This is a genomic window from Petralouisia muris (assembly GCF_004793545.1).
Classification (GTDB): Bacteria; Bacillota; Clostridia; order Lachnospirales; family Lachnospiraceae; genus Petralouisia; species Petralouisia muris.
The window spans coordinates 46,149-68,764 of sequence record NZ_SRYA01000008.1; the positions used below are offsets into that span (position 1 = coordinate 46,149).

27 protein-coding genes and 1 other annotated feature are annotated in these 22,616 nt (G+C 44.5%); of the genes, 20 read left to right on the plus strand and 7 right to left on the minus strand.

All coding sequences use genetic code 11. From position 1 onward, the window contains the following. Window positions 1–53: 53 nt before the first annotated feature. Window positions 54–1,082 carry an HNH endonuclease family protein gene (locus E5329_RS05230; RefSeq protein WP_135988541.1) on the minus strand — a complete coding sequence of 343 codons (1,029 nt, stop codon included), beginning with the start codon at window positions 1,080–1,082 and terminating at the stop codon, window positions 54–56. Continuing rightward, on the minus strand, window positions 1,075–3,051 hold the full coding sequence (locus E5329_RS05235) for an AAA family ATPase (RefSeq protein WP_135988542.1): 1,977 nt from the start codon (window positions 3,049–3,051) through the stop codon (window positions 1,075–1,077). Before E5329_RS05235 ends, E5329_RS05230 begins: the two co-directional genes overlap by 8 nt. Before the next feature lie 487 nt (window positions 3,052–3,538). Between E5329_RS05235 and E5329_RS05240 the strand changes: the two genes are divergently transcribed. The 10 genes from E5329_RS05240 (at window position 3,539) to E5329_RS29630 (ending at window position 11,145) form a co-directional block, all read left to right on the plus strand. Beyond that, window positions 3,539–4,657, plus strand: coding sequence for an SIS domain-containing protein (locus E5329_RS05240; protein WP_168356528.1), 1,119 nt, complete (start codon window positions 3,539–3,541; stop codon window positions 4,655–4,657). Next, window positions 4,642–5,055 carry a PTS sugar transporter subunit IIA gene (locus E5329_RS05245; RefSeq protein ID WP_135988544.1) on the plus strand — a complete coding sequence of 138 codons (414 nt, stop codon included), beginning with the start codon at window positions 4,642–4,644 and terminating at the stop codon, window positions 5,053–5,055. Before E5329_RS05240 ends, E5329_RS05245 begins: the two co-directional genes overlap by 16 nt. An 82-nt stretch (window positions 5,056–5,137) precedes the next feature. Then, the gene (locus E5329_RS05250) at window positions 5,138–5,605 is read left to right on the plus strand and encodes a PTS sugar transporter subunit IIB (protein WP_135988545.1); all 468 of its coding nucleotides are present in this window, start codon (window positions 5,138–5,140) and stop codon (window positions 5,603–5,605) included. A 41-nt stretch (window positions 5,606–5,646) separates the two neighbouring features. After that, window positions 5,647–6,432, plus strand: a complete 786-nt coding sequence (locus E5329_RS05255) for a PTS mannose/fructose/sorbose/N-acetylgalactosamine transporter subunit IIC (protein WP_135988546.1) — start codon at window positions 5,647–5,649, stop codon at window positions 6,430–6,432. Next, complete coding sequence (locus E5329_RS05260) at window positions 6,422–7,255, plus strand: PTS system mannose/fructose/sorbose family transporter subunit IID (RefSeq protein ID WP_135988547.1); 834 nt, start codon at window positions 6,422–6,424, stop codon at window positions 7,253–7,255. The genes E5329_RS05255 and E5329_RS05260 overlap by 11 nt, the downstream gene beginning before the upstream one ends. Window positions 7,256–7,416: 161 nt before the next feature. After that, on the plus strand, window positions 7,417–8,430 hold the full coding sequence (locus tag E5329_RS05265; RefSeq protein ID WP_135988548.1) for an SIS domain-containing protein: 1,014 nt from the start codon (window positions 7,417–7,419) through the stop codon (window positions 8,428–8,430). 1 nt (window position 8,431) lies between these two features. Next, window positions 8,432–9,097 carry an HAD family hydrolase gene (locus E5329_RS05270; protein WP_135988549.1) on the plus strand — a complete coding sequence of 222 codons (666 nt, stop codon included), beginning with the start codon at window positions 8,432–8,434 and terminating at the stop codon, window positions 9,095–9,097. Between the two features lie 291 nt (window positions 9,098–9,388). After that, complete coding sequence (locus tag E5329_RS05275; RefSeq protein WP_135988550.1) at window positions 9,389–10,153, plus strand: GntR family transcriptional regulator; 765 nt, start codon at window positions 9,389–9,391, stop codon at window positions 10,151–10,153. Window positions 10,154–10,262: 109 nt separating this feature from the next. Further along, complete coding sequence (locus E5329_RS05280) at window positions 10,263–10,997, plus strand: GntR family transcriptional regulator (protein WP_135988551.1); 735 nt, start codon at window positions 10,263–10,265, stop codon at window positions 10,995–10,997. A 4-nt stretch (window positions 10,998–11,001) separates the two neighbouring features. Continuing rightward, on the plus strand, window positions 11,002–11,145 hold the full coding sequence (locus E5329_RS29630) for a hypothetical protein (RefSeq protein WP_168356529.1): 144 nt from the start codon (window positions 11,002–11,004) through the stop codon (window positions 11,143–11,145). Between the two features lie 388 nt (window positions 11,146–11,533). Here the strand turns inward: E5329_RS29630 and E5329_RS05285 are convergent, their stop codons facing one another. Beyond that, on the minus strand, window positions 11,534–11,884 hold the full coding sequence (locus E5329_RS05285) for a hypothetical protein (protein WP_135988552.1): 351 nt from the start codon (window positions 11,882–11,884) through the stop codon (window positions 11,534–11,536). A 118-nt stretch (window positions 11,885–12,002) separates the two neighbouring features. Here E5329_RS05285 and E5329_RS05290 point away from each other — a divergent pair, with 118 nt between their 5' ends. Continuing rightward, complete coding sequence (locus tag E5329_RS05290; RefSeq protein WP_135988553.1) at window positions 12,003–12,353, plus strand: hypothetical protein; 351 nt, start codon at window positions 12,003–12,005, stop codon at window positions 12,351–12,353. Between the two features lie 166 nt (window positions 12,354–12,519). Continuing rightward, window positions 12,520–12,984: a helix-turn-helix domain-containing protein gene (locus tag E5329_RS05295; RefSeq protein WP_135988554.1), complete on the plus strand. Its 465-nt coding sequence runs from the start codon at window positions 12,520–12,522 to the stop codon at window positions 12,982–12,984. Window positions 12,985–13,008: 24 nt separating this feature from the next. On the opposite strand, the gene E5329_RS05300 is transcribed toward E5329_RS05295, so the two are convergent. The 3 genes from E5329_RS05300 to E5329_RS29635 form a co-directional block, all read right to left on the minus strand. Further along, entirely contained in the window at window positions 13,009–13,518 is a 510-nt protein-coding gene (locus E5329_RS05300) for a GNAT family N-acetyltransferase (RefSeq protein ID WP_135988555.1), read from the minus strand. Between the two features lie 87 nt (window positions 13,519–13,605). Then, window positions 13,606–13,869 (minus strand): DUF2164 domain-containing protein, encoded by a 264-nt coding sequence (locus tag E5329_RS05305; protein ID WP_275443042.1) that lies wholly within the window; start codon window positions 13,867–13,869, stop codon window positions 13,606–13,608. Continuing rightward, on the minus strand, window positions 13,829–13,987 hold the full coding sequence (locus E5329_RS29635) for a hypothetical protein (RefSeq protein ID WP_168356530.1): 159 nt from the start codon (window positions 13,985–13,987) through the stop codon (window positions 13,829–13,831). The genes E5329_RS05305 and E5329_RS29635 overlap by 41 nt, the downstream gene beginning before the upstream one ends. Before the next feature lie 284 nt (window positions 13,988–14,271). On the opposite strand from E5329_RS29635, the gene E5329_RS05310 reads away from it, so the two are divergent. Beyond that, window positions 14,272–15,033, plus strand: a complete 762-nt coding sequence (locus E5329_RS05310) for an SDR family NAD(P)-dependent oxidoreductase (protein WP_135988556.1) — start codon at window positions 14,272–14,274, stop codon at window positions 15,031–15,033. Window positions 15,034–15,194: 161 nt separating this feature from the next. Here the strand turns inward: E5329_RS05310 and E5329_RS05315 are convergent, their stop codons facing one another. Next, window positions 15,195–15,551 (minus strand): cupin domain-containing protein, encoded by a 357-nt coding sequence (locus E5329_RS05315; protein WP_135988557.1) that lies wholly within the window; start codon window positions 15,549–15,551, stop codon window positions 15,195–15,197. Window positions 15,552–15,770: 219 nt separating this feature from the next. Further along, window positions 15,771–16,021, plus strand: a binding site (T-box leader). Between the two features lie 86 nt (window positions 16,022–16,107). On the opposite strand from E5329_RS05315, the gene E5329_RS05320 reads away from it, so the two are divergent. From E5329_RS05320 to trpA, 7 genes are read left to right on the plus strand one after another with little or no spacing between them, the layout of a single operon-like run. After that, window positions 16,108–17,574, plus strand: coding sequence for an anthranilate synthase component I family protein (locus E5329_RS05320; RefSeq protein WP_135988558.1), 1,467 nt, complete (start codon window positions 16,108–16,110; stop codon window positions 17,572–17,574). Beyond that, entirely contained in the window at window positions 17,571–18,140 is a 570-nt protein-coding gene (locus E5329_RS05325) for an anthranilate synthase component II (RefSeq protein WP_135988559.1), read from the plus strand. Before E5329_RS05320 ends, E5329_RS05325 begins: the two co-directional genes overlap by 4 nt. Before the next feature lie 3 nt (window positions 18,141–18,143). After that, entirely contained in the window at window positions 18,144–19,175 is a 1,032-nt protein-coding gene (trpD, locus tag E5329_RS05330) for an anthranilate phosphoribosyltransferase (RefSeq protein WP_135988560.1), read from the plus strand. Then, complete coding sequence (trpC, locus tag E5329_RS05335) at window positions 19,172–19,954, plus strand: indole-3-glycerol phosphate synthase TrpC (protein WP_135988561.1); 783 nt, start codon at window positions 19,172–19,174, stop codon at window positions 19,952–19,954. Before trpD ends, trpC begins: the two co-directional genes overlap by 4 nt. Then, entirely contained in the window at window positions 19,951–20,559 is a 609-nt protein-coding gene (locus E5329_RS05340) for a phosphoribosylanthranilate isomerase (RefSeq protein WP_135988562.1), read from the plus strand. Before trpC ends, E5329_RS05340 begins: the two co-directional genes overlap by 4 nt. Then, window positions 20,556–21,746 carry a tryptophan synthase subunit beta gene (gene trpB / locus E5329_RS05345; RefSeq protein ID WP_135988563.1) on the plus strand — a complete coding sequence of 397 codons (1,191 nt, stop codon included), beginning with the start codon at window positions 20,556–20,558 and terminating at the stop codon, window positions 21,744–21,746. The genes E5329_RS05340 and trpB overlap by 4 nt, the downstream gene beginning before the upstream one ends. Continuing rightward, window positions 21,739–22,509 carry a tryptophan synthase subunit alpha gene (gene trpA, locus E5329_RS05350; RefSeq protein WP_135988564.1) on the plus strand — a complete coding sequence of 257 codons (771 nt, stop codon included), beginning with the start codon at window positions 21,739–21,741 and terminating at the stop codon, window positions 22,507–22,509. Before trpB ends, trpA begins: the two co-directional genes overlap by 8 nt. The last annotated feature ends 107 nt before the right edge of the window (window positions 22,510–22,616 follow it).

Here is a 22,616-nt window from a genome sequence, read left to right on the forward strand (position 1 = left end):
AAACACACTCCAGGGGTTTTATGGTGTTAGTATGGCATATTTTTGGGGAATTGTCAATTCAAAAAAAGTTGGCGGTAAATGTCTTTTTTTAACTTTGTCAGGGGTTCGTCGCTGTCATCTATATAATTAAAGTGGAAGATTACCTTTTCAAAATCTTCATATGTTTCGAAGAGCTCTCCGTAATTTTTTTGAAAAATATTATTAAAATATTCTTTCGAAAAATGATTTATATTTTTTCGGATTGTGTCTACTTCCTTAGTATGGGCGCAGTACAGTTCCGAAAGATGGAACGTTTCTATGGAATTGCCTGTCCGTTTTTGAGCAGCAGGATCTTTTTCCTGGTTTATCGTTACCTTAATTTCAGTTTTTGATGTTGGAAAATTGTAGAGTTCCTCCAGTGTATTATTGTTGGTTGAAAAAAAGAGACAGTCGGAATCATCGAAAAGAGGATGTAAATGCTTATTTTCCTGGTTTATGGTTTTGCCCCCTTTTAGCCTTGAGTTGCAGACAGTGCAGCTGGGCACCAGATTAAAAAAACTCATGGAAAGCAGAGGGTATTGGGATTTAGGAAAATAGTGATCAATATCTGCCGTTGCTGTGCTCACATCATTTTTATAAAATGATGTGATGTACTGTCGGTTGCAATATGGGCAAACTCTTACATTGAGCTTGTCAATAAGCATATGCCTGTTCCAGGATATGCCGTTTGTATTTTCTTCCTGAGGGATTCCCTTACTGAAGTTATCATATCCGATTATTTTTAATAAAATGTTTCGGTATCTGTTTGTATTTGTTGGAAAGAGTGTTTCAGTGGGAATTGCGTATGTATTTAAATCCTTTGTTGTGCATATTTGAACAATATTTTCCAGAAACAGATTTTTTTGGTTTGCGGTATGGAATTTAGATAAATGTTCGTTTGTTGCAGACGCTATTTCCTCAAGTTCTTGTGGCGTTACCCGTTGTTTATCTACAGGCTTTCCCACCATCTTTTCCCAGTTATCGGGAACTGTTTCTTTTATGTAATTGGCATGATGTTTCAGTAATTCTGTTAAGTTGCCTGGAGCAAGATTAATATTAATCATTGTTTTCTTTCACCTGCCTTTCCAGATTTTTGAGATGATTTAAAACCTCTTCTCTTTTTTCTGCGTCTAATGCGTTAATTCGTTCATCCAAAGTAGTATGTTTATTCTGGCGTTTTAAAAGCTGGAATTTTTGGCGTAATTGCTTTCGGATGACGTCCTGCCCGATATTATCAATAATAAAGAGCAGTTTCTGTTCTTCTGCCAGATCATTTTGTTTTAATGATGCAATTGTCTCTGAAATTTGTTTTTTTGCAAACTCACCAATATCCCCTTCATCCATAAAGAAGGAATTATAGTAAAGCTGGGAAATGTCCGCGCCAAAGGTTTTTGTTTCTGCAGGCTGTGCCTGAAATTTATCGAATTTTAAAATATTGTCTTTACAGATATCGGACAATATAATCGGAGAGTGAGAAGTAATTACTACTTGAAATGTAAACAATTCATAGTATTGCAATTGTTCAAATAGCATATTTACGATATACTGCTGCCATTTGGGATGCAGGTAGCAGTCTAATTCGTCAAAAATAAGCAGCACGTTCCTGGACGGTTCGTTTGGTTTTAAATTCTGCATGGCATCATGCAGGTAAGCGAATAAATTTGCCATGGACATTTCTCCGGAGGATGTGGGTTTCCATCGGAAAATAAGGTTCCGTTTGACGAAGGATGTTTCTTTTGTTAATTCGCCGTGATACCAGTTTAGAAGCTTTTCTTCCTTAAAAGAGTGGTTTCCGATGTCCGCTGTTATTTTTTCCTGTTCGGCGCAGGTTTCCTGATACAGTAAAAAATTAATAAAATCAATTATTTGTGTTGCCCAGCCGCTTGTTTTTAGTTCACTTTCAGATAGAAAAGTGTTGATTTCGTTTAAAATGTCACTATCTATTTCAGATATATTGTTGGACAAAAGAGCGTCTATTTTTTGTTCTATTGGTTTGTCTGATCTATAGACTACCCCATATACTTCCAACAGCATATTAAAATATAATTGGATAAAAATATTTTGAGGAAGGTTCACTTTGAAAAAAGTATAAATTGTCTTCAGGTGGATTAAAAGCTGGGCTGCTGGTTCTAAACGTTCAAAGGAGTCGTTAAATTTTCCCTCTGTTAAGTATGGGTTAACTTCGTTGATGGTTCCAAAGTCTATCACATCCAGCCTAAATTCCTGATAAACATTCAGTTCGTTTTTTATTTTGTCAGGAATGCTGTAGTAACTTTCTAAAAAGAGGGAGGCTTGTTTGTTCAAATAGGCGAAAGTCAGGGAATTCATTTGGCTTTCTGCGTATTTTTGGATGATGTTTATATATATTCTTTCATTAAAACGATAGCCGTATAATTTTTTAGTCTGTTCTTCCAATTCGTGTTTTAACAGGAAAGCAGGGGAATAAGACTGTTGGAATCTTTTTCTGCCGTCTCCTAAATCTAATCTATGGTATGTTTCAAAAAATTCACTGGGATTAAACACATTTGTTAAATAGATTCCTGATGTAACAGCGGAAGACAATTCCTGCAGAGTTTCTTCTGACTGAAATATTTTAGCCTCAATTTTGTCGGCGTTTATTTTTTGAATAGAGACATCGTTTGGACAAATGGAGATAGTTTCTTTTTCATCGTCATAAAGGATATACAAAGCCCTGTGATCCCAGTTTGATTGCATATGTAAGGATTGTAAAAATTCCGGATGATTCAAGCTGTCGTTGGATAATACGCCGTCCGGCAAATATTCCAATAACATTCTTGATACAGTAGTTTTCCCGCTTCCGTTTTTGCCAACGAAAGCAATGACAGAGGAAATATTGGAACCATAGAAATGTTTCAGTGAATTGCTCCTGTTGTCTGTAATGCTGATTTCCAGATTTGGTTCCGATGCAGGCAAAACGGTAACAGTGACAAAGAATTCTGGTGAAAGCTGGTATCCTTGCTGAATGACGATGTTTCGGTAATTGTTTACCCATATATAAATTAATTTTTTCATTTTTACCTCACTTAAAAATAAGGAAACGCCTGAAATTTATCCGAATTTTTAGTATTTAAAAGATTGGAAAGTATCAAAATTATTTTACATTATCTGTATCAATATGTCCAGATGGATCTGCTGTTGTGATTTTCTGAAAGAATGATTATTCTCGTGGAAAATCTTGTGCTCTAAAGCGCGGAATTCCGCGGGATATTTTTATTTGCAGCAGCTGGTTCAATCAGAAAAACTGGTGTCATTTTTCACAAAATTGGTATCTGAAAAAGAACCAGTTTGTTGATTTATAGAACCAAATTAACAATAAATATACCGAAAAAGAAAAGGAAATACTAGAAAATACCATGGCTTTGTGCATATTTACCAATGAATTTTCATGTGGTATAGTAATTCCAAAAATTGGTATTGCAAAATTAAAATATTGTGGTACAATAAAATCAACAAGTGGATTACTTAAAGAACCAAATAAAAAGAGAAGGGAGGAATGACGATGGAAAAGGACATGAGATATTATGTGGAAATTTCCGGATGGAGAATGGAACAGAACCTGGAACGGCGAAATGAGCTTCTATCGGAACTTACCGAATTGTATCGGAAGAGCGAAAGGAAAGATCTTTGCATCATTGCTTCTGGTTCTTCCCTGAACGGGGCAATGGCTGCAGAGAATTTTCTAAGAAAATATTCTGGCTGCAGGGTGCTGCTGATAAGCCCCACAGAGTATCTGGATTACCGGAGGGAAGAGGCAAAAGAATATTTCTGCATAGCAATTTCCCAAAGCGGCTGCAGCACCAATACGATTCAGGCGGTAAAAGGAATGCGGGAGGATGGGACTTTGGCAATTGTGCTGACGGGTAACCTGGAAGCGGAATTGCAGAAAGATGCAGATTATTTCATTGAGTACGGCGTGGGGAATGAGACCGTTGAATATGTGACCCTTGGATTTTCCACCTTGACGGAATATCTGATGCTGTTTGCTTTAGAAGTGGGAAAGGCAAATGGAAAACTAAAGGATGGGGCATATCAAAAGCTTTTGGAGGAGATCAGGATAAGCTGCCGGGCAAACAGTGAAATGTACCGTCAGGCAGAATTGTTTACCAGAAAATATTACCGGGAATTTCTGGAAATGGAAAAGGCCATAATCATCAGTGACGGCGCAGGCATGGGAGCGGCAAGGGAAGCGGCGCTGAAATTCGGTGAGACTCTTAAGATTCCTGCATTATATTATGAAAGTGAAGAGTACATCCATGGGCCGAATATGCAGCTTACCCCGGAATATGCAGTGTTTTTTATTGACGCCAATGAAAAGCATAACCGGATGCAGGAAATTTTTGCAGCAACCGGACTGGTGACGGACAAAATTTATATGGTCACCAACAAAAAGACGGAATTTTCAGAGCGGGTATGCAGCGTGGAGATTCCGGTAAGAAATGAAGTGACGCCTTTGTTTACTGTTGTGCTGTTTCAATATATTGCAGCAGTGGTGACAATGGAAAAGAACCAGTTCAAATGCCATCCGCTGTTTGAGAAGTTTGAAGAAAAAATACATTGCAAAACAGAAAATTATATGAAAAGAAATAGAAAGGAGAGCAAAAGATGCGCAGATATGTAGTGGCAACCCATGGGAGAATGGCAGAAGGAATCCGCTCCACTGCCGAGTTGATTGCAGGGCCTCAGGAGAATTTTATCTGTATCAATGCCTATACAGATGAATGCCAGGACCCTATGCCGGAATTTCAGAAAATCCTGAAGGAATTTCCGGAGGATGAAATCGTGATTATGACGGATTTGATGAGCGGCAGCGTCAACAACAACGCAGTGATGCTGACAAGGGATCAACGGGTGCATGTGATCACAGGAATTTCTCTGGTTCTGGTGATTGGAATGCTGCTGTCAGACCCGGCGGCAGATACAAAAACGGTGATTGAAGAGGCGCTGCAGGAGGCAAGAGCGGGTATGGTTTCTTGTGAAAATCCAGGGGAAGAAGAGCTGGAGGACGAAGAATTTTAGCCAGAAAATAGTTAAAACAAATGGAAGTAAAAGGGGTGGGGAAGCGTTATGGAATTGTGTATTGGAAAAGGAGGACGAAGGAATGATTAAAGCGACACGTGTTGATTATCGGCTTTTGCATGGACAGGTGGCAGTTTCCTGGACGGCGGCGCTTGGCGCAGACTGCCTGCTGCTGGTCAGCGATACAGTAAAGAATGATCCCCTGCGGATGAATGCTTTGAAGCTTGCAAAGCCGGCCGGAGTGAAGGTGGTTATCAAAAACACAAAAGAGGCGGTGGAGGCTTTGCAGAGCGGGGTGACAGAGAAATATAAGCTGTTTATTATCTGTGAAAATCTGGAGATTGCCAGAGAAATTATGGAGGCTTCCGGGGAAAAAGAACTGAACATCGGCAATACCCCATACCGGGAAGGAACGAAGCAGTACGGAAAAAGTGCGCACCTGCTTCCGGCGGAAGAGGAACTGGTGAAGGAATTGCTGGGAAAAGGATGGGATGTATTTATCCAGATGGTTCCTGCAGAGAAAAAGATTAAGTGTGAAGGGCTGTTTTAGGGCGACCTCGCAAAAAGCGTGGACAATAAGGAGGAAAAGGAATGATTGTTAAAACGATATTGATATTCCTGATTGGTTTGCTGGGCTATTCCGAGTGGCTGACCGGAACCAGCTACCTGCAGCGTCCCATCGTGTTAGGTCCGTTGGTGGGGCTGGTGCTGGGAGATATGCAGGCAGGGATTATGATGGGGGCAACCCTGGAACTGGCAATGATTGGGGCGATTTCTGTTGGAGCCTATAATCCGCCGGATTTGATTTCCGGAACGGTGCTTGGGGTGTCCCTGGCGATTCAGGCAGGGGCGGGGCCAGAAGCTGCGCTGACTCTGGGAATACCCATTGCAACTGTAATGCTGGCGGTGAATACAGGGCTTGGACAGCCGCTGATGCTTTTATTTATTCACAAATGTGACCAGGACGCGGAAAACTGCAATGTGAAGGCGTTTACCAGGGATATGCTGATTGCCGGGTATATGCAGAATATCTGGGGAATTATCTGCATTCCCATCGCCTTTTATTTCGGGGCGGATGCAGTGACAAAGGTGCTTGGAGGGATTCCAGAATTTGTGCAGACCGGGATGGATATTACGGCGGCGCTGCTTCCGGCGCTTGGATTTGCAATGCTGGCCCAGACCATGATGAATAAGAAAGTGGCTCCATTTTTCTTTCTCGGGTTCTTTCTCGTGGCGTATCTAGGCGTAACTACCACAGGAGTGGCAATTTTTTCCATCTGTCTGGTGCTGATTATGGTGATGTTCGGAATCATTGGGCCGAAGCCAACGGCAGCTTCAGCAGAAGAAGAACCGGGAGGTGATTTTGATGAGTTTTAGCATACACAGCGATTATAAGAACAAATTGACGAAACAGGATTTAAAAAAAGTGTTCTGGCGTTCTATTCCATATGAACATTCCTGGAATTACGAACGTATGGGCAATGTGGGATTTACCTTTGCAATGCTGCCAATTCTGCAGAAATTGTATCCGGAAAAAGAAGATTTGTCCCGCGCCATGAAACGGCATTTGACAGTCTATAATATTACGCCCTATATCAGCACATTTCCAATGGGAATCAGCGCAGCTATGGAAGAGGCCAATGCCACCCAGGAGAATTTTGACGAGGAAGCTATCAGTGATGTAAAAACGGCTTTGATGGGGCCGCTGTCTGGAATCGGAGACGCATTTTTCTGGGGCACACTGAGAGTCATTGCAACAGGAATTGGGTGCGCCCTTGCCATGAAAGGCAATATTCTTGGGCCGATTTTGTTCCTGCTGGCGTTTAATATTCCCCACTATATTCTCCGGTATCTGGGAACCTTTCTGGGGTATAAGCTGGGAAGTGAGTCCATTGCCAGGCTTACATCATCCGGCCTGATGAACAGCGTAATGGAAGCGGCTTCCATTGTGGGCATGATGGTTGTGGGGGCCATGACCATGGAAATGACGGCGATCAACTTTATCACCCAGATCGGAAGCGGGGAGGAGGCTTCTACCCTGCAGGATGTGCTCACCGGAATTTTCCCGGGGCTTCCTGTACTGGCTTTGTTTGGCGCAGTTTATTGGATGCTGAAAAAGAAAATGAATCCGCTGATCATTATGCTGATTCTCCTGGCCTTCGGCATTGCCGGCGCAGGGCTTGGATTCTTGGGGGTATAAGAAAATGCCATTCGGATGGATGGCATTGCAGGAAGAAGACGCTGAAGCGTCAGGAATTTAAGTGAATAAAAATAATTTGCATCCCGCAAAGAAGATGCGTTAGAGTTAGGAAAAAGTTTACATATATAGAAAAAATGGATAGATAATAGGAGGATCATAAAATGGCAATGAGAAATTTCAAAATGGAAAAATATTTACAGGATGGAGAAAAAACCTACGCATTAAGAGGTGAAATTGAAAAAGTTGTGGACGAACTGACAGCCAAAGAGTATGACAGTGTATGCATGTTGGGAATCGGAGGCACCTGGGCAGAGTGGTATCCGGTGATTGAGGTGGCAAAGAAATACACAGATTTCCCCATTTACCTTGAAAATGCAGCAGAATTTATGATTAAGGACAGAAGGCATCTTTCCGATAAGACCTTATTTTTTACTTCATCAGCTTCCGGTGATACCAAGGAAATCTTGGATGCAGTAAAGCTGTGCAAAAGCAATGGCTGGAAGGTATACGGATTTACCAAGGACGCCACAACGCCTTTGGCAGAGCTTTTGACAAATCCTATTTACAATGCCTGCGGGGACTGCGAGCATTCCTATTTGATTTACTATTTTGTTATGCTTCGGATTTTGAAGAACAGGGGAGAATTCCCTCAGTATGACAGATGGGCAGACCAGATGAAAAATATTTTCAAAGTATTGGTGCAGGTAAGGGAGCAGTTTGAGCCTCAGGCGGCAGAGATTGCCAAAACCTATGCCCATGAGCCCTATACCATGTTTACCGGGTCTGGCGTTCTCTGGGGAGAAACTTATCTGTTTACTATGTGTATCTTAGAGGAAATGCAGTGGGTGAGAACTAAGGCGGTGACCTCTGCAGATTTCTTCCATGGGCCTCTGGAGCTGGTGGACGATCGGGTTCCGGTGTTTGTCATTATCGGAGAGGATGAATACCGGCCTCTGGATGAAAGGGTAGAGCGGTTTGTAAAAAAACATACTAAAAAGCATGTGATTATTGACACCAAAGACTTTGCGCTGGAAGGAATCGACGATGAATTCCGGGTGATTTGCTCACCTATGATTATTACGGCAATCCTGACTGAGCGTCTGGCAATTCACTATGAGCTGAATACCGGCCACAGCCTGGAATTCAGAAGATATTATCGTCAGTTTGCATACTAAGATGATAAAAGCGGTAATTTTTGACATGGACGGCGTCATCATTGACAGTGAGCCGGTATATATGGAATGGCTGCGGGGATTTCTGCGGGAACATCAGGTAACAGCGTCTGAAGAGGAGCTTGCCGGCATGGCAGGAATTTCCTCCCAGAATTACCGGAAAAATCTGGAATTGTGGTGGCAGCGTTTGGGGAAACCTTTGCCGGAGCGGGAAAATTTGTATGAATGGTTTGAACGTTATTGCGAAAGGAAGGGTTTTTCTTCAAATGATGTAAAAAATCCATATGCTGCCGCCTTGTTTTCCAGATTGAAATCCCAGGGAATCCGAATTGCAGTGGCCTCCTCATCTTCCCGGAAGGATATTTTGAAAACGTTAAAAGAAACGGAGCTTTTGCCTTTTGTGGACGTAGTGGAAAGCGGAGCGGAACTGGAGGAAAGTAAGCCAAATCCGGAAATTTACCTGCGTATTCTTCAAAGGCTGGAACTTACGGCAAAAGAGTGCATTGCCGTTGAGGATTCGCCGTATGGTATACAGGCGGCAAAAGGAGCAGGGATTTTTGTGGCGGCCAAAAAAGAGGAACGGTTTGGTTTTTCCCAAAGTGGGGCGGATGTTAAGATTGAGGATTTGGATCAGCTTTGGGAGGTTCTTGAGAAGCAAAAAAGTGGATAAAAAATAATTATCAAAAAGGGAAATCTGCAGGCAGGTTTCCCTTTTTGACATGGATGGAACGGGCGTTACAGCATGGATGGGGCGTGATTTTGTTTCGGAGGTGGTAATTGTATTTTTTATTACTGCACGGTATAATGATAGTTATACCCATGAGCCAAACGATTTGCCAACGGGTTCCCATTGTTTCAAAATGTGCGAAATCATTTAGAAATCTGGTATAATTTTCGGTGAAACAGGTTGCCAAAGAGAACCAAATCTGGTATATTGATTCCATTAGGGAGGAAAAGGGATATGAAACTGCTGAACAAGGATGAATTTCTTGCCAATGAACTGAAATTTTATTTTATACAAGAAAATCTGAAAGAGGGGGATAAGCTGCCCTCAGAGCGGGAGCTTGCGGAAAAATACGGCGTCCAAAGGGTAACGGTGCGCTCTGCATACCAGATTTTAGAGGAAGAGGGAATCATTGAAAACCGAACCAGAAGCGGCCATTATATGGGCCATGGGCGCATTCGCACCGATTTGTGCCAGATTCAGTCTTTCAGTGAGAAGGCCCAGGATTTGGGCATGGATAAGGAGAATAAGCTGCTGGCGTTCGAGCTTGTGGAGGTGGATAAGAGCCTGTCCAGGAAGATGAAGCTGCCTATTGGAACCGTTTTAAATAAGATCACAAGGGTCCGTAATATCTGCAGGGGAGAAGAAATGTTCCCAGTGGCAATTGAGTATGCCTATGTGCCAGAGGCCGTGGCGGGAAAATTGATGAAATATGATTTGGAAGAACGTTCTCTGTTTCAGATTTTGTCCGAAGAGTACGGTCGGGTTCCTAAACGGGAGGAACAGGTGGTGGAAATTGTGTATGCAGATGAGTTTGAAGCCAAAACGCTGCAGGTGGACCAGCGAACTACACTGGTGATGAAGGAGGGGGTTACATACGACGCCCAGGGCAATATCCTGCAGTTTCTCCATGCGGTGATGAACAAGGACTGGGTTGCTTTTGAGCAGGGGAATGAGCGGATTCAGCAGAAAATGAAAGAGGCGCTTAAGGGGTGGAAATAATTTTGGATGTCTGAATGCCGATACCAGGAAAGAAATGGGAAAGACGGCATAGGGATGAACTTGGATGTCTGAATGCTGGACGTCAGTAAGAAAATAGAAGGGGTGGCATATGGATTACAGGATGCCTTTGTACATACAGATTCAGGATATTATTATTAAGAAAATAGAAGAACGCAGTTTTCTTCCGGGGGAAATGATTCCCAGCGAACGGAAGATGGCGGAAACCTACGGCGTCAACCGGATGACTGTAAAGCGTGCGGTGGGGAAGCTGGTGGAAGAGGGCTATCTGGTGAGAAAGCCCGGTTCCGGCACTTACGTGACAAAGCGGGACAGTAAGAAAATTGACTACAATGACGCCCTTCAGGGAAGTAATGTGGGCATTACGGCCATGCTGAAAATGATGGGAGTGGAGCTGACAAATCAGGTGCTTGGAAGTGGGGAAATCTGCGGCAGCAGGTTTCTGAATTACCAGCTTGGGCTTTCGGAGGATCAGTCCGTCTGGGGTCTGCACCGCGTCCGCCTGGGGGATGGCTCGTTATTTGCTGTGGAGTATACCTATCTGCCCCGGCATTATTTTGAAGACGTGGAAAAAATGGACTTTGGAAAAGTGTCGCTGTATGATTATATGGACGCCAAAGGGCGTCTGCCCATTCATTTTACCATCCGCCTGATTGTCTGCAACGCCAGCGGGAAGGTGGCGGAACACCTGCAGGTGAAGCGGGGAACGGCTGTGTATATGTTGGAGTATCAGGGAGCGGATAAGGATTATAACATTGTGGAATATACCAAGAGCTATATGAATCCTGCTTTTGCGGAATACCGATATAATGCAGAGGGGAAATAGTTTTATGACTAATATAGAAAAAATACAATTCTGTCAGGAAATTGCGGATCAGATTCAGGCTGAGAGCCGGCAATCTTTTGCGATTGCCGGCAGTCGCCTGGGCGGGAACCCCTATGTGCCCCGCGATGAACAATTCCCACTGATTTGAAAAAACTGAACTTTTCCCGAGTGTTGGCTCAATGGGTCTGTACATAGAGAAAGCTGGCGGGGGTATTTCGTTATATGCCATTATAATCCAAGTTTCTTTTCTGACGCTTCTTTTATTTCATATGCGCTGAAGCGCATCGGGATTTCATAAGTTTCATCCGGGCTGTGCTGCGGATTCCATACCTGGGGTAGAATGGATTTTTTTGTGCAATTTTGGGATAAGCCCAAGTGTGTTTCATGCATTCCAGGCGCCAGTGCCCGCCGTGGAGCGCAGCGTTTACGGATAAGCTGAACGTATAGGCCGAAGGCGCATTTCCATTTCACAGGCATATAAATAGATTCTGGTTCCCCGCCTAGGTGCTCCCCGCCTCTGAATGCTGCGGCTTTCTTCAAATCTTCCGGTGTCTGTTCTTACAGGGGGTTGCTTTCATCATAGCCATGGTCCAGATAACTTTCTTCGTCGCTTGGACGGTGGAGGTCATACTTGGAGCCGACAGGCTTTTGCTTTTCTTCCAGTGAGCCGAAGAAAGCCTGAATCCATTCCGTCTTGTTGTTTTCCTCTGCCCAGCGGGCGTATATACGCTGCAGACCTCTACAATGTTCAATGCACAGCCGCCTTTTACACGGGCAACATGATAGTCGATCAGTTGCTGAGTTACATAGCTGCCGTCTCCGGAAAATTTTGTTCTGGATTTTATGGAATCTCTCTGTATTTTTTGTGTAGTTTGCTCATTTTTCAAAGATTTTGAACATCTGGCTGATTTTTTTCTATACACTCGACTGTACGTTTTACTTGTGATATACTGTGTGATAAGGAACAGAAGGAACATCATCAGAACAGATAACAGGAGATATCTATTGAAAATGAATTTTTCTGATTCGCGTTCCGAACAATTTAAAACATTTTTTGATGCAAATGACAATACGCAGGTAAACCGTTTTCTCTGGTCTGTGTTTTTGTCTCAGACTCCTTTTACGGAATATCAGGAAATTTTATGGGATAAGCTTAACAGGCTTACCATAGACATGGATAATGTTAACAGCCAAAAGAACAGCCGTTTTCTGGCGTCTTTATCTCCGGAGGAAATGGAAATGCTTTTTTATAAAAAGGACAAGCATATTGACTACATCGCCAATTTGGATGAAGAGGGATGCGACCGGTATGTAGAAGAAATGAAAGAGCGTATTATGTTTTTTGGAAAGGGATGAGAGTATTGAAGTCTGGAAACGTTACCATGACTCCTGAAATTTGAGGTGATGTCAATGGTAATATGCCAGCGAAAATAGTAATTCCACCGAAATTCTCCAAACAGGGGATGTTGTTTTCGGCGAAAAAAAGATAATTTTCCATTATAAAACAATGGAGGCAAAGAATATGAATCAATTAATGACAGGAAAATTAATTTTGAAAAAAAGAAAAGGGAAAAATCTTACCCAAGAGCAGCTGGCAGAAAAACTTGGAGTTTCTAACAAAACAATTTCAAAATGGGAAAACGGTAAATGTATGCCGGATTATGCGATTGTGAAAAATTTGTGCCAAGAATTGGAACTCACGGTTACGGAATTGATAGATGGAGAAGAAGCAGAAGATAAAAGCGTTCTTATCTATGAGGATGTTCGGATCATGGATTTATTAAGACGAACACAGGAGTTAGAGAAACAAAAAAATCTGTTATATGGAATTTTACTGATCGTAATGGGAATCGCGCTGCAGGCGCTTTCAAATACGTGGGGCGGTTCTGCTGTAAAAGATTTCTTTTCCGGATTTCTTTTGGGGATATCAATCGTCGAAATGTTGGCGGGCGTTTATGTGGTTGGAAGAAGCATAGCCGGGCGATGACCTCAGTCCCCGGCTGACTTCCATTCAGGTTAGGCAGATTTCGTATCCATATTCATGTAATACGAATTCATCATCAATTACTTCGTCATAGAAGCCGTCTGCCTGCCAAAAGCCGTTTTTCTGATACAGGCGGATGGCGGGAGTATTGATGTCAACAGCAAATAACCGAAGATAGTCTGCGCCCAGGGCTTTTGCGGTTTCTTTTGCTTTTTCTAACATCTGGCTTCCGATTCCTGTTCCCATATAGCAGGCGTTTACGCCCAAGCGATCAAGATAGAGAGCTTTGCTGTCAGGGTTTTCCCAGTTCACATGACGTTCACCGGAATGGGAACTGCACAAAGCGAAGGCAGCGATAATTTCTGTGTGCTTTGTCAGGAGATAGAGCCGGTTCTGTTTGATATCTTCCTCAAAGAATTCACAGGGATAGATATCATCCCAGATGGGAATCTGGTTGTTGTTCATATGTTGGATGATTTCGGCATAGGTCTGTTTGAGTTGTATGAGATCTGACAGAACGGCTAAACGGAAATTCATATGGGCATCTTCCTTTCTTCAAAAAATGTGAAAATTATGACTGAAAAAGTATTTATCCCACAATTTTCAATCAGTCAAGCAGGACTCTCATGTTTCATTTTTATACAGTACATAATAATCAGAATCCATGTTTTCCATCATCTGGGAAAACCATTGTTTTGCGTCATCCAGCGCTTTGTTATAAATAATGGGAGCCAGGCGCTGCTCAAATAATTCAAGTAACTGCATTTGCTCAATCATCCCGATTTCTTCTCCCCGCTCATCCAGATAGAATGCTTTGATTTCAGCGTTAAGTTTTTTTTTCTGCGCATCAGACAGCTTGATTTGCTGGAAGCGTTCTCTTTTTTTCATAATAACCGTTCATTCCTTTCGTTTTATTGAGGCGCTGATACTGCTCCACTGCCTTCAAATATTCATCGTGAGATTCTGTCTTTTCAAAAACCATAATTGTAATCTTTTCTTCATTCACGCAAGCTCTCTAACTCCAGTGGGAAAGAATCTTTTTTGTTATTTGTCATATTATACCAGTTATTATATCTGAAATGCAAGAAAATCCATATGTGAACAGCTCTGAAAGGTACTTTTTTATAATTTGGCTGATAATTTTTATAATTTCAGAAAATATTTCGAAGATTAACTGGTAAAATTAAAAAATTTCTTTTTCAGACTTTTTGTGTTATACTGTTTGAACAGGGGGTTATTACTTAACTGTAATCAACAAACAATATTTATTTAGGAAAGAAGGTATCAGCTATGAAGCAGTTAAATGAAAAGGTAGCAATTATCACAGGCGCAGGGCAGGGAATTGGAAAGGGGCTCGCCCTTCACCTGGCAAAGAGGGGCGTTAAAATCGTATGTATTGGAAGACGTCCCGAACCCATTGCCCAGACTGCAAAAGAGGTTCAGGAATTGGGAAGCCAGAGTTTCTCCATGTCATGCAACACGGCGGATCGGGAACAGGTAAAAGAAGCTGTGAAAAAAACAGTGGAAACTTTTGGAACCGTTGACGTTATGATTAACAATGCGCAGAGTATTCCGCCCAACGCGCCAGTGGAAGAAACTACTTATGAGAATATGTATCTGGCATGGTCCACCGGAACCATCGGCTCTCTGAATTTTATGCAGGAATGTTTTCCGTATATGAAAGAGCAGCAGGAAGGCCGTATCATCAATTTTGCATCTGCAACTGGAATGTTTGGATATGCTGGACAGCTTGCCTATGCGTGCAACAAAGAATCCATCCGGGGCATGACAAAAATTGCAGCCAAGGAATGGGGACAGTACGGAATAAGCGTGAACTGTGTTCTTCCAGGTGCAGAATCGCCTGCAGCCAAAGAATGGGCTAAAAAGTTCCCAGAAAAATATCAGGCGATTATTCAACAGCAGCCAATGCGCCGTCTTGGTGATCCGGAAAATGACATCGCTCCTGTAATCGCCTTTTTAAGCGGTCCGGACAGTTGTTATTTCTCTGGCCAGTGTCTGCTGGTAGACGGCGGATATTCCATTATGCCATAAAATAGGGAAAGAAGATATTATTCTTCGGCAGTTCAATATTGCGGCGGCCTATGTTTTCGTGTGGGTGCGCATCCCCCAGTGGGGCTATATATCTGGCATTTTTAAAATGCCAGATATATAGATTTAGAAGAAAGTTCATAAATGGAAGATTTAAGCATTCTCTAGTTCTCCAGGATGGCGTCATCCTTCGTATAGCCTTCCAGAGAATGTTCTTTTACCTGGATGCAGGCAAAGCTCATGGCAGTATCCTCTGAGGCGAAGAATTGACGCTTTGCAGCCGGGGCAATCCGAAGCCAGTCGCCAGCTGTAAGTTCCGTAGTCTCCCCATCAATCACAGCCTTGCCGTTTCCTGCAAGAATGACATAGATTTCCTCGTTATTTTTATGCCAGTGAACAAACGGCACACAGGCTCCTGCCGGAAGATTGTTGATGCTCACTTCTGCTCCGGTTAAGGAAAGCCTGTCATGAAGTTCCGTTCTTGCATCCTGTCCTACCTTTACTTTGTTAAAATTTGCCATAATAATCACCTGTTCCTTTCGTTGATTCTGGGCGTAAATGCTATTGTAAATGTGCATTCTCTGCCCTTGCGTGCGCTTGTTGTAATATTGATTGATACAACTATGTTATATCATGGACTTGTTGTAATGTCAATAGTTATAACGGTTTTTTTATTTTTAAAATGATTATTCTATTGACATTGCAAGAGGACTGTGCTATGATTTATTTCGATTTAAAACATTAAACTGTTGAAGCGGAGATAACGGCAATGATGCCTTTACAGAGAGCCTGCGGCGCTGAGAGTCAGGTAAGAAACAAGTTGTCAAATGGACCGCTGAGGGCGCAGTCAAATGTGATTTTCACAAAGTAATCTGCGACGTTGCAGGCAGACGTTATTTGCCGGGGATATGTTGGTATCCTGCTTAAGGGCACGGCTATGCCGTGAATCAAGGTGGCACCGCGGATAATAATGGTATTATTCGTCCTTGACAGAGAGTATATTTCTGTCAGGGGCGTTTTTATTTTACTTCTTTGACAGAAAATCGAAGGAGCGCTATTTATTTGGAGGTACAGATTATGAAAATTTTACCGAACCTTAGTGAGGTTAAAAAAATCGCAGCCGCAGGAACATACCATGTGCTGCCAGTGAGCTGTGAGATTCTTTCTGATTTCATCACGCCCATTGAAACGATGAAAATACTGAAAAACGTGTCCACCCATTGCTATATGCTGGAATCAGCCCAGGCAAACGAAACATGGGGGCGCTATACGTTTCTTGGCTTTGATCCGAAGCTGGAAATTACCTGTATCGGCGGCGAAATAAAGGCCGGCGATTTTAAGGGGAAGATTGATAATCCCTCTGAATATCTTCGCCGGATTCTGGCTGATTATAAAAGTCCGCGCTTTGCGTATCTTCCTCCTTTTACAGGCGGGCTGGTGGGATACTTTTCCTATGATTATTTCGGATACAGTGAGCCGGCCGTGCGATGTGAGGTGGAAGATACGGAAGACTTTAAGGATGTTGACCTGATGCTTTTTGACAAGGTAATCGCCTTTGACCATTTCCGGCAGAAAATTATCCTCATTGTAAATATGGCGCTGGATCATGCAGAAGAGGAATATCACAAAGCAGTTAGGGAGATTAATCAGCTTGCAGCCCTTCTTCGAAACGGCGAGAAGAAGAAGGAGCCGGGCGGGAAGCTGCTGGGCGAAGTTACGCCGCTGTACGAAAAGGAACAGTTCTGCGGCATGGTAGAGCAGGCAAGGCATTATATCCATGAGGGCGATATTTTTCAAATTGTTCTTTCCAACCGATTGAGCGCTCCCTTTGAAGGAAGTCTTTTCAACGCTTATCGTGTGCTTCGAACGCTCAATCCTTCGCCGTATATGTTCTATTTTTCAGGCACCGACGTGGAGGTTGCAGGAGCCTCCCCGGAAACCTTAGTAAAGCTGGAGAACGGCGTGCTGCATACGTTTCCTCTTGCAGGAACCAGGCCGCGGGGCAAAACCGACGGGGAAGACAAAGCCCTGGAACAGGAGCTGCTTGCAGACGAAAAAGAACTTGCCGAACACAATATGCTGGTAGACTTGGGGCGGAATGATCTTGGCAAAATCAGCAGATTTGGCACCGTTCAGGTTGAAACGCTGCATTCGGTGGAACGCTTTTCTCATGTCATGCACATCGGATCTACCGTCCGCGGCGAGATTGCAGAGGGTTACGATGCGTTAGACGCTATTGAGGCGGTACTGCCTGCAGGAACGCTCTCCGGAGCGCCTAAAATCAGGGCCTGCCAGTTGATCGGACAGCTGGAAAACAATAAGCGGGGCATCTACGGCGGCGCCATCGGATATATCGGCTTCACCGGAAATATGGATACCTGCATTGCCATTCGCATTGCCTATAAGAAAAACGGCAAAGTATTTGTGAGAAGCGGAGCCGGAATCGTAGCGGATTCCATACCCGAAAAGGAATTTGAGGAATGCCTGAATAAAGCGAAATCTTCGCTCCAGGCATTGGAGCTTGCACAGGAGGCGGAATTATGATTTTACTCATTGATAATTATGACAGTTTTTCCTATAACCTCTATCAGCTGATCGGCGGAATTGATTCTGATATCAGGGTCATTCGAAACGATGAAATGACAGTCAAAGAAATCTGGGATATGAATCCTGAGCGCATCATTTTGTCACCCGGTCCGGGAAGGCCTGAAGATGCAGGAATTAGTATTGAAGCCGTAAAAGCGTTTGGCCCAACTATTCCTGTTCTCGGCGTCTGCCTGGGTCACCAGGCCATATGCGCTGCGTTCGGCGCAGCAATTACTTATGCAAAAAAATTGATGCACGGAAAGCAGTCGGAGGTGAAATTTGACACAGGCTGTCCGCTGTTTGGCGGCTGCCCGGAAATTGCCCCTGTGGCACGGTATCATTCCCTTGCGGCAGACGCCGGCACAATGCCAGAGGAACTCAAAATAACTGCTGTTGCCCAAGAAGGGGAGATAATGGCCGTGCAGCACAAAGCATATCCCATTTACGGCGTACAGTTTCATCCGGAATCTATTATGACGCCCAATGGAATCCGGATGCTTGAAAATTTTATAAAGGAGATATGAGCCATGATCAAAGAAGCAATCGTGAAAATCGTAAACAAAGAAGACCTTACCTATGACGAGGCGTATACTGTCATGAACGAAATCATGAGCGGTGAAACTACAGCCACGCAGAATGCCGCTTTTCTTGCGGCGCTGTCTACGAAAAGCACAAGAGCAGAGACTGCAGACGAGATCGCAGGCTGTGCCGCTGCCATGAGAGCCCACGCCACCAAAGTAGAAACCGGAATGGAGCTTTTTGAAATTGTCGGCACAGGCGGTGATAATGCCCACAGCTTTAATATTTCCACCACATCCGCGCTTGTGGCAGCGGCAGGCGGCGTAAAGGTGGCAAAGCACGGCAACCGGGCCGCATCCTCCCAGTGTGGAACGGCAGACTGCCTGGAAGCCCTTGGCGTAAACATTCAGCAAAGCCCTGCCAGATGTGTGGAGCTTCTGAATGAGGCAGGCATTTGTTTTTTCTTTGCACAGAAATATCACGTCTCCATGAAATATGTGGGAACGATCCGGAAAGAACTGGGGTTCCGTACGGTGTTCAATATTCTCGGACCTCTTACGAATCCCGGCACGCCTTCCATGCAGCTTCTCGGCGTATATGATGCTTACCTGGTAGAGCCGCTGGCACAGGTGCTGATCAATCTTGGAGTCAGGCGCGGTATGGTGGTATATGGTCAGGATAAGCTGGATGAGATATCCTTAAGCGCGCCCACTTCCATATGTGATATCAGAGACGGCTGGTTCAAATCTTCTGTTATCGTGCCGGAAGATTTTGGGTTTGAGCGCTGCGCCAAAGAGGAGCTTAAGGGCGGCTCTCCCGAAGAAAATGCAAAAATCACCCTCGCAATTTTAAATGGAGAAAGGGGCCATAAGAGGAACGCTGTCCTTATGAACGCAGGCGCGGCTCTTTATATCGGCGGCAAGGTGGAAAGCATAAAGAAGGGGATTGCCCTTGCCGCAGAACTTATTGATTCTGGCAAAGCGTTGGAAACATTGAATAAGTTTATCGAAATCAGTAACCGACCGGAGGTGGAGGCATGACGATTCTGGATCAGCTTGCCGGCTACGCACGGGAACGGACCCGGCAGGCGAAAAAGAGGGTGCCGTTGGAAGAAATCAGGCGGCAGGCAATGTCGCTTCCGAGAGGAAGCTTTGCTTTTGAGGAGACTTTGAAAAAGCCAGGCGTTTCTTTTATCTGTGAGTGTAAAAAAGCGTCTCCTTCCAAAGGGCTGATTGCTCCTGAGTTTCCGTATCTTAAAATTGCAGAGGAATATGAGGCGGCAGGAGCTGACTGTATTTCCGTACTGACTGAACCAAAATGGTTCCTGGGCAGTGACGAGTATCTGAAAGAGATTGCAATGTCCGTCTCCCTTCCTTGTCTCCGCAAGGATTTTACGGTGGACAGCTACATGATATATGAGGCAAAGGCGCTGGGTGCGGCCGCCGTGCTGCTGATTTGTTCCATATTAACAGAGAAAGAGCTCAGTGAGTATATCAGCATTTGTGAGGAACTTGGACTTTCTGCTCTGACAGAGGCGCATACGGAAGAAGAGGTGCAAATGGCGCTGAAGGCCAGAGCGCATATCATCGGCGTCAATAACCGCAACCTCAGGGATTTTTCTGTAAATACTGATAACAGCCGGAGACTTCGGGCGCTGATACCCAGAGACGTACTGTTTGTTTCCGAAAGCGGCGTCAGCAGTGCTGAGGATGTGGCGAGGCTCCGTGAAATCGGCGCCGATGCAGTTCTGGTAGGCGAAACGCTGATGCGGGCAGAGGATAAGAAGGCCAGACTGCATGAACTGCGGGGTGTGTTATGACAAAAATTAAGCTTTGCGGCCTTTTTCGGCCCTGCGATATAGCGGCTGTCAATGAAATAAAGCCTGAATATATCGGCTTTGTCTTTGCACCGAAAAGTAAGCGGTATGTAACGCCCGAAAAAGCGGGAGAACTGAAACGGCTGCTTGCTTCCGGGATAAAAGCAGTAGGAGTGTTTGTGAATGAACAGCCGGAAAACATTGCCCGTCTTTTAAATAAAGGAATCATTGACCTTGCCCAGCTTCATGGGGAGGAGGATGGATATTATATAAAACATCTGCGGAAATTGACCAGCAAGCCGATCATACATGCTTTTCGCATAACAACGGCAAAAGATATTGCGGCTGCCGGACAAAGCCCTGCAGACTATGTCCTTCTTGACTCCGGCGCAGGGACAGGAACGGCGTTTGACTGGAAGCTGATACAGAATATCCAAAGACCTTATTTTCTTGCAGGAGGGCTGTCTCCTGGCAATGTTGACAGGGCTGTCAGGACATTCGAACCCTTTGCAGTGGATGTCAGTTCAGGCGTTGAAACAAACGGAGTGAAAGATAAAACAAAAATGGCGGCATTTGCAGCCGCTGTCAGAAAGGAAGATGTGACATGACGAATCCAAAGGGGCGCTTCGGTATCCACGGCGGGCAGTATATCCCTGAAACATTGATGAACGCTGTGATTGAGCTGGAGGAAGCCTATAACTTTTATAAAAATGATCCGGTATTCAACAGAGAGCTTACAGAGCTGTTTGACGAATATGCAGGCCGGCCGTCAAGACTGTATTTTGCAGAAAAAATGACGTCAGATCTGGGCGGTGCAAAAATTTACTTAAAGCGCGAGGATCTCAACCACACCGGCGCACATAAAATCAACAATGTGCTGGGCCAGGCGCTGCTTGCAAAGAAAATGGGCAAAACCCGGTTAATTGCTGAAACCGGAGCGGGTCAGCATGGAGTTGCAACAGCCACTGCCGCTGCCCTTATGGGCATGGAATGCGTGGTTTTTATGGGGGAAGAAGATACGATCCGTCAGGCTCTCAATGTGTATCGTATGCGCCTGCTGGGCGCAGAAGTCATTTCTGTAAAATCCGGAACAGCCACATTGAAGGATGCGGTATCCGAAGCCATGCGTGAATGGACCAGCCGTATTTCCGATACTCATTATTGCCTGGGCTCGGTGATGGGGCCCCATCCGTTTCCCACTATGGTCCGTGATTTTCAGGCGGTTATCTCAAAAGAGATCAGGGAACAGATTCTCAGGAAGGAAGGCAGGCTGCCGGATGCAGTGATCGCCTGTGTGGGCGGAGGCTCCAACGCCATGGGAAGCTTCTTCCATTTTATCGGAGATAAGGAGGTTCGTCTCATCGGCTGTGAAGCGGCAGGCAGAGGCATTGACACTGCTGAGACGGCAGCGACGGTCAATACTGGCAGGGTTGGAATCTTCCATGGTATGAAATCTTATTTTTGCCAGAATGAAGACGGTCAGATAGAGCCCGTTTATTCAATCTCCGTCGGTCTTGACTATCCCGGCATCGGCCCTGAGCATGCTTATCTGCATGATATTGGAAGAGCCGAATACGTTCCTGTCACGGATGAGGAAGCGGTATGCGCCTTTGAATACCTTGCCAAAACCGAAGGGATTATTCCTGCGATCGAATCGGCCCATGCGGTTGCTCACGCGTTGAAGATTGCGCCGGGAATGGACAAAGACAAGATGATTGTTATCACCATATCCGGAAGAGGCGATAAGGACTGCGCCGCCATTGCCCGTTACAGAGGGGAGGATATCCATGAGTAATATCAAAAAAGCATTTGAAAACGGAAAAGCATTTATTGCATTTATCACTTGCGGCGATCCGGATCTGGAAACTACTGCTGCCGCTGTCCGAGCCGCCGCAGCCAACGGCGCAGACCTTATTGAGCTTGGAATTCCCTTTTCCGATCCCACCGCGGAAGGTCCCGTCATTCAGGGAGCAAATTTACGTGCGTTAAAGGGCGGAATTACCACCGATAAAATTTTTGCTTTTGTCAGGGAACTGCGCCGTGACGTTAAAGTTCCAATGGTTTTTATGACCTATACAAATGTGGTGTTTTCCTATGGCGCCGAGCGGTTTATTTCTGCCTGCAGGGATATTGGGATTGACGGACTGATCCTGCCGGAGCTTCCGTTTGAGGAAAAGGAGGAATTTTTGCCCCTGTGCCATAAGTATGGCGTAGAACTGGTGTCTTTGATTGCGCCCACATCCCAAAACCGCATTGCTATGATTGCAAAAGAAGCGGAAGGCTTTTTATATATCGTTTCCAGTCTTGGCGTAACAGGTACGAGAGAGGAGATCAAGACTGATCTTGCTTCTATTATTAAGGTGGTAAGAGAAAATACAGACGTGCCCTGTGCCATTGGTTTCGGCATTTCCACGCCGGAGCAGGCAAAAAAAATGGCGGATATTTCTGACGGCGCGATTGTAGGCTCGGCGATTATAAAGCTGATAGAACAGTATGGGAAGGATGCGCCTGAACATGTAGGCAGGTATGTGAAATCCATGAAGGACGCCATAAGATAAGACTGGGTGGCGGCTTACGCCTGCAGCGTTCAGAGCAGCAAAATTACAGCCTTGGCTGGCAAACGCTCTGCATTCATTGAATTTTTCCTGAAAGAATGATAAGATAC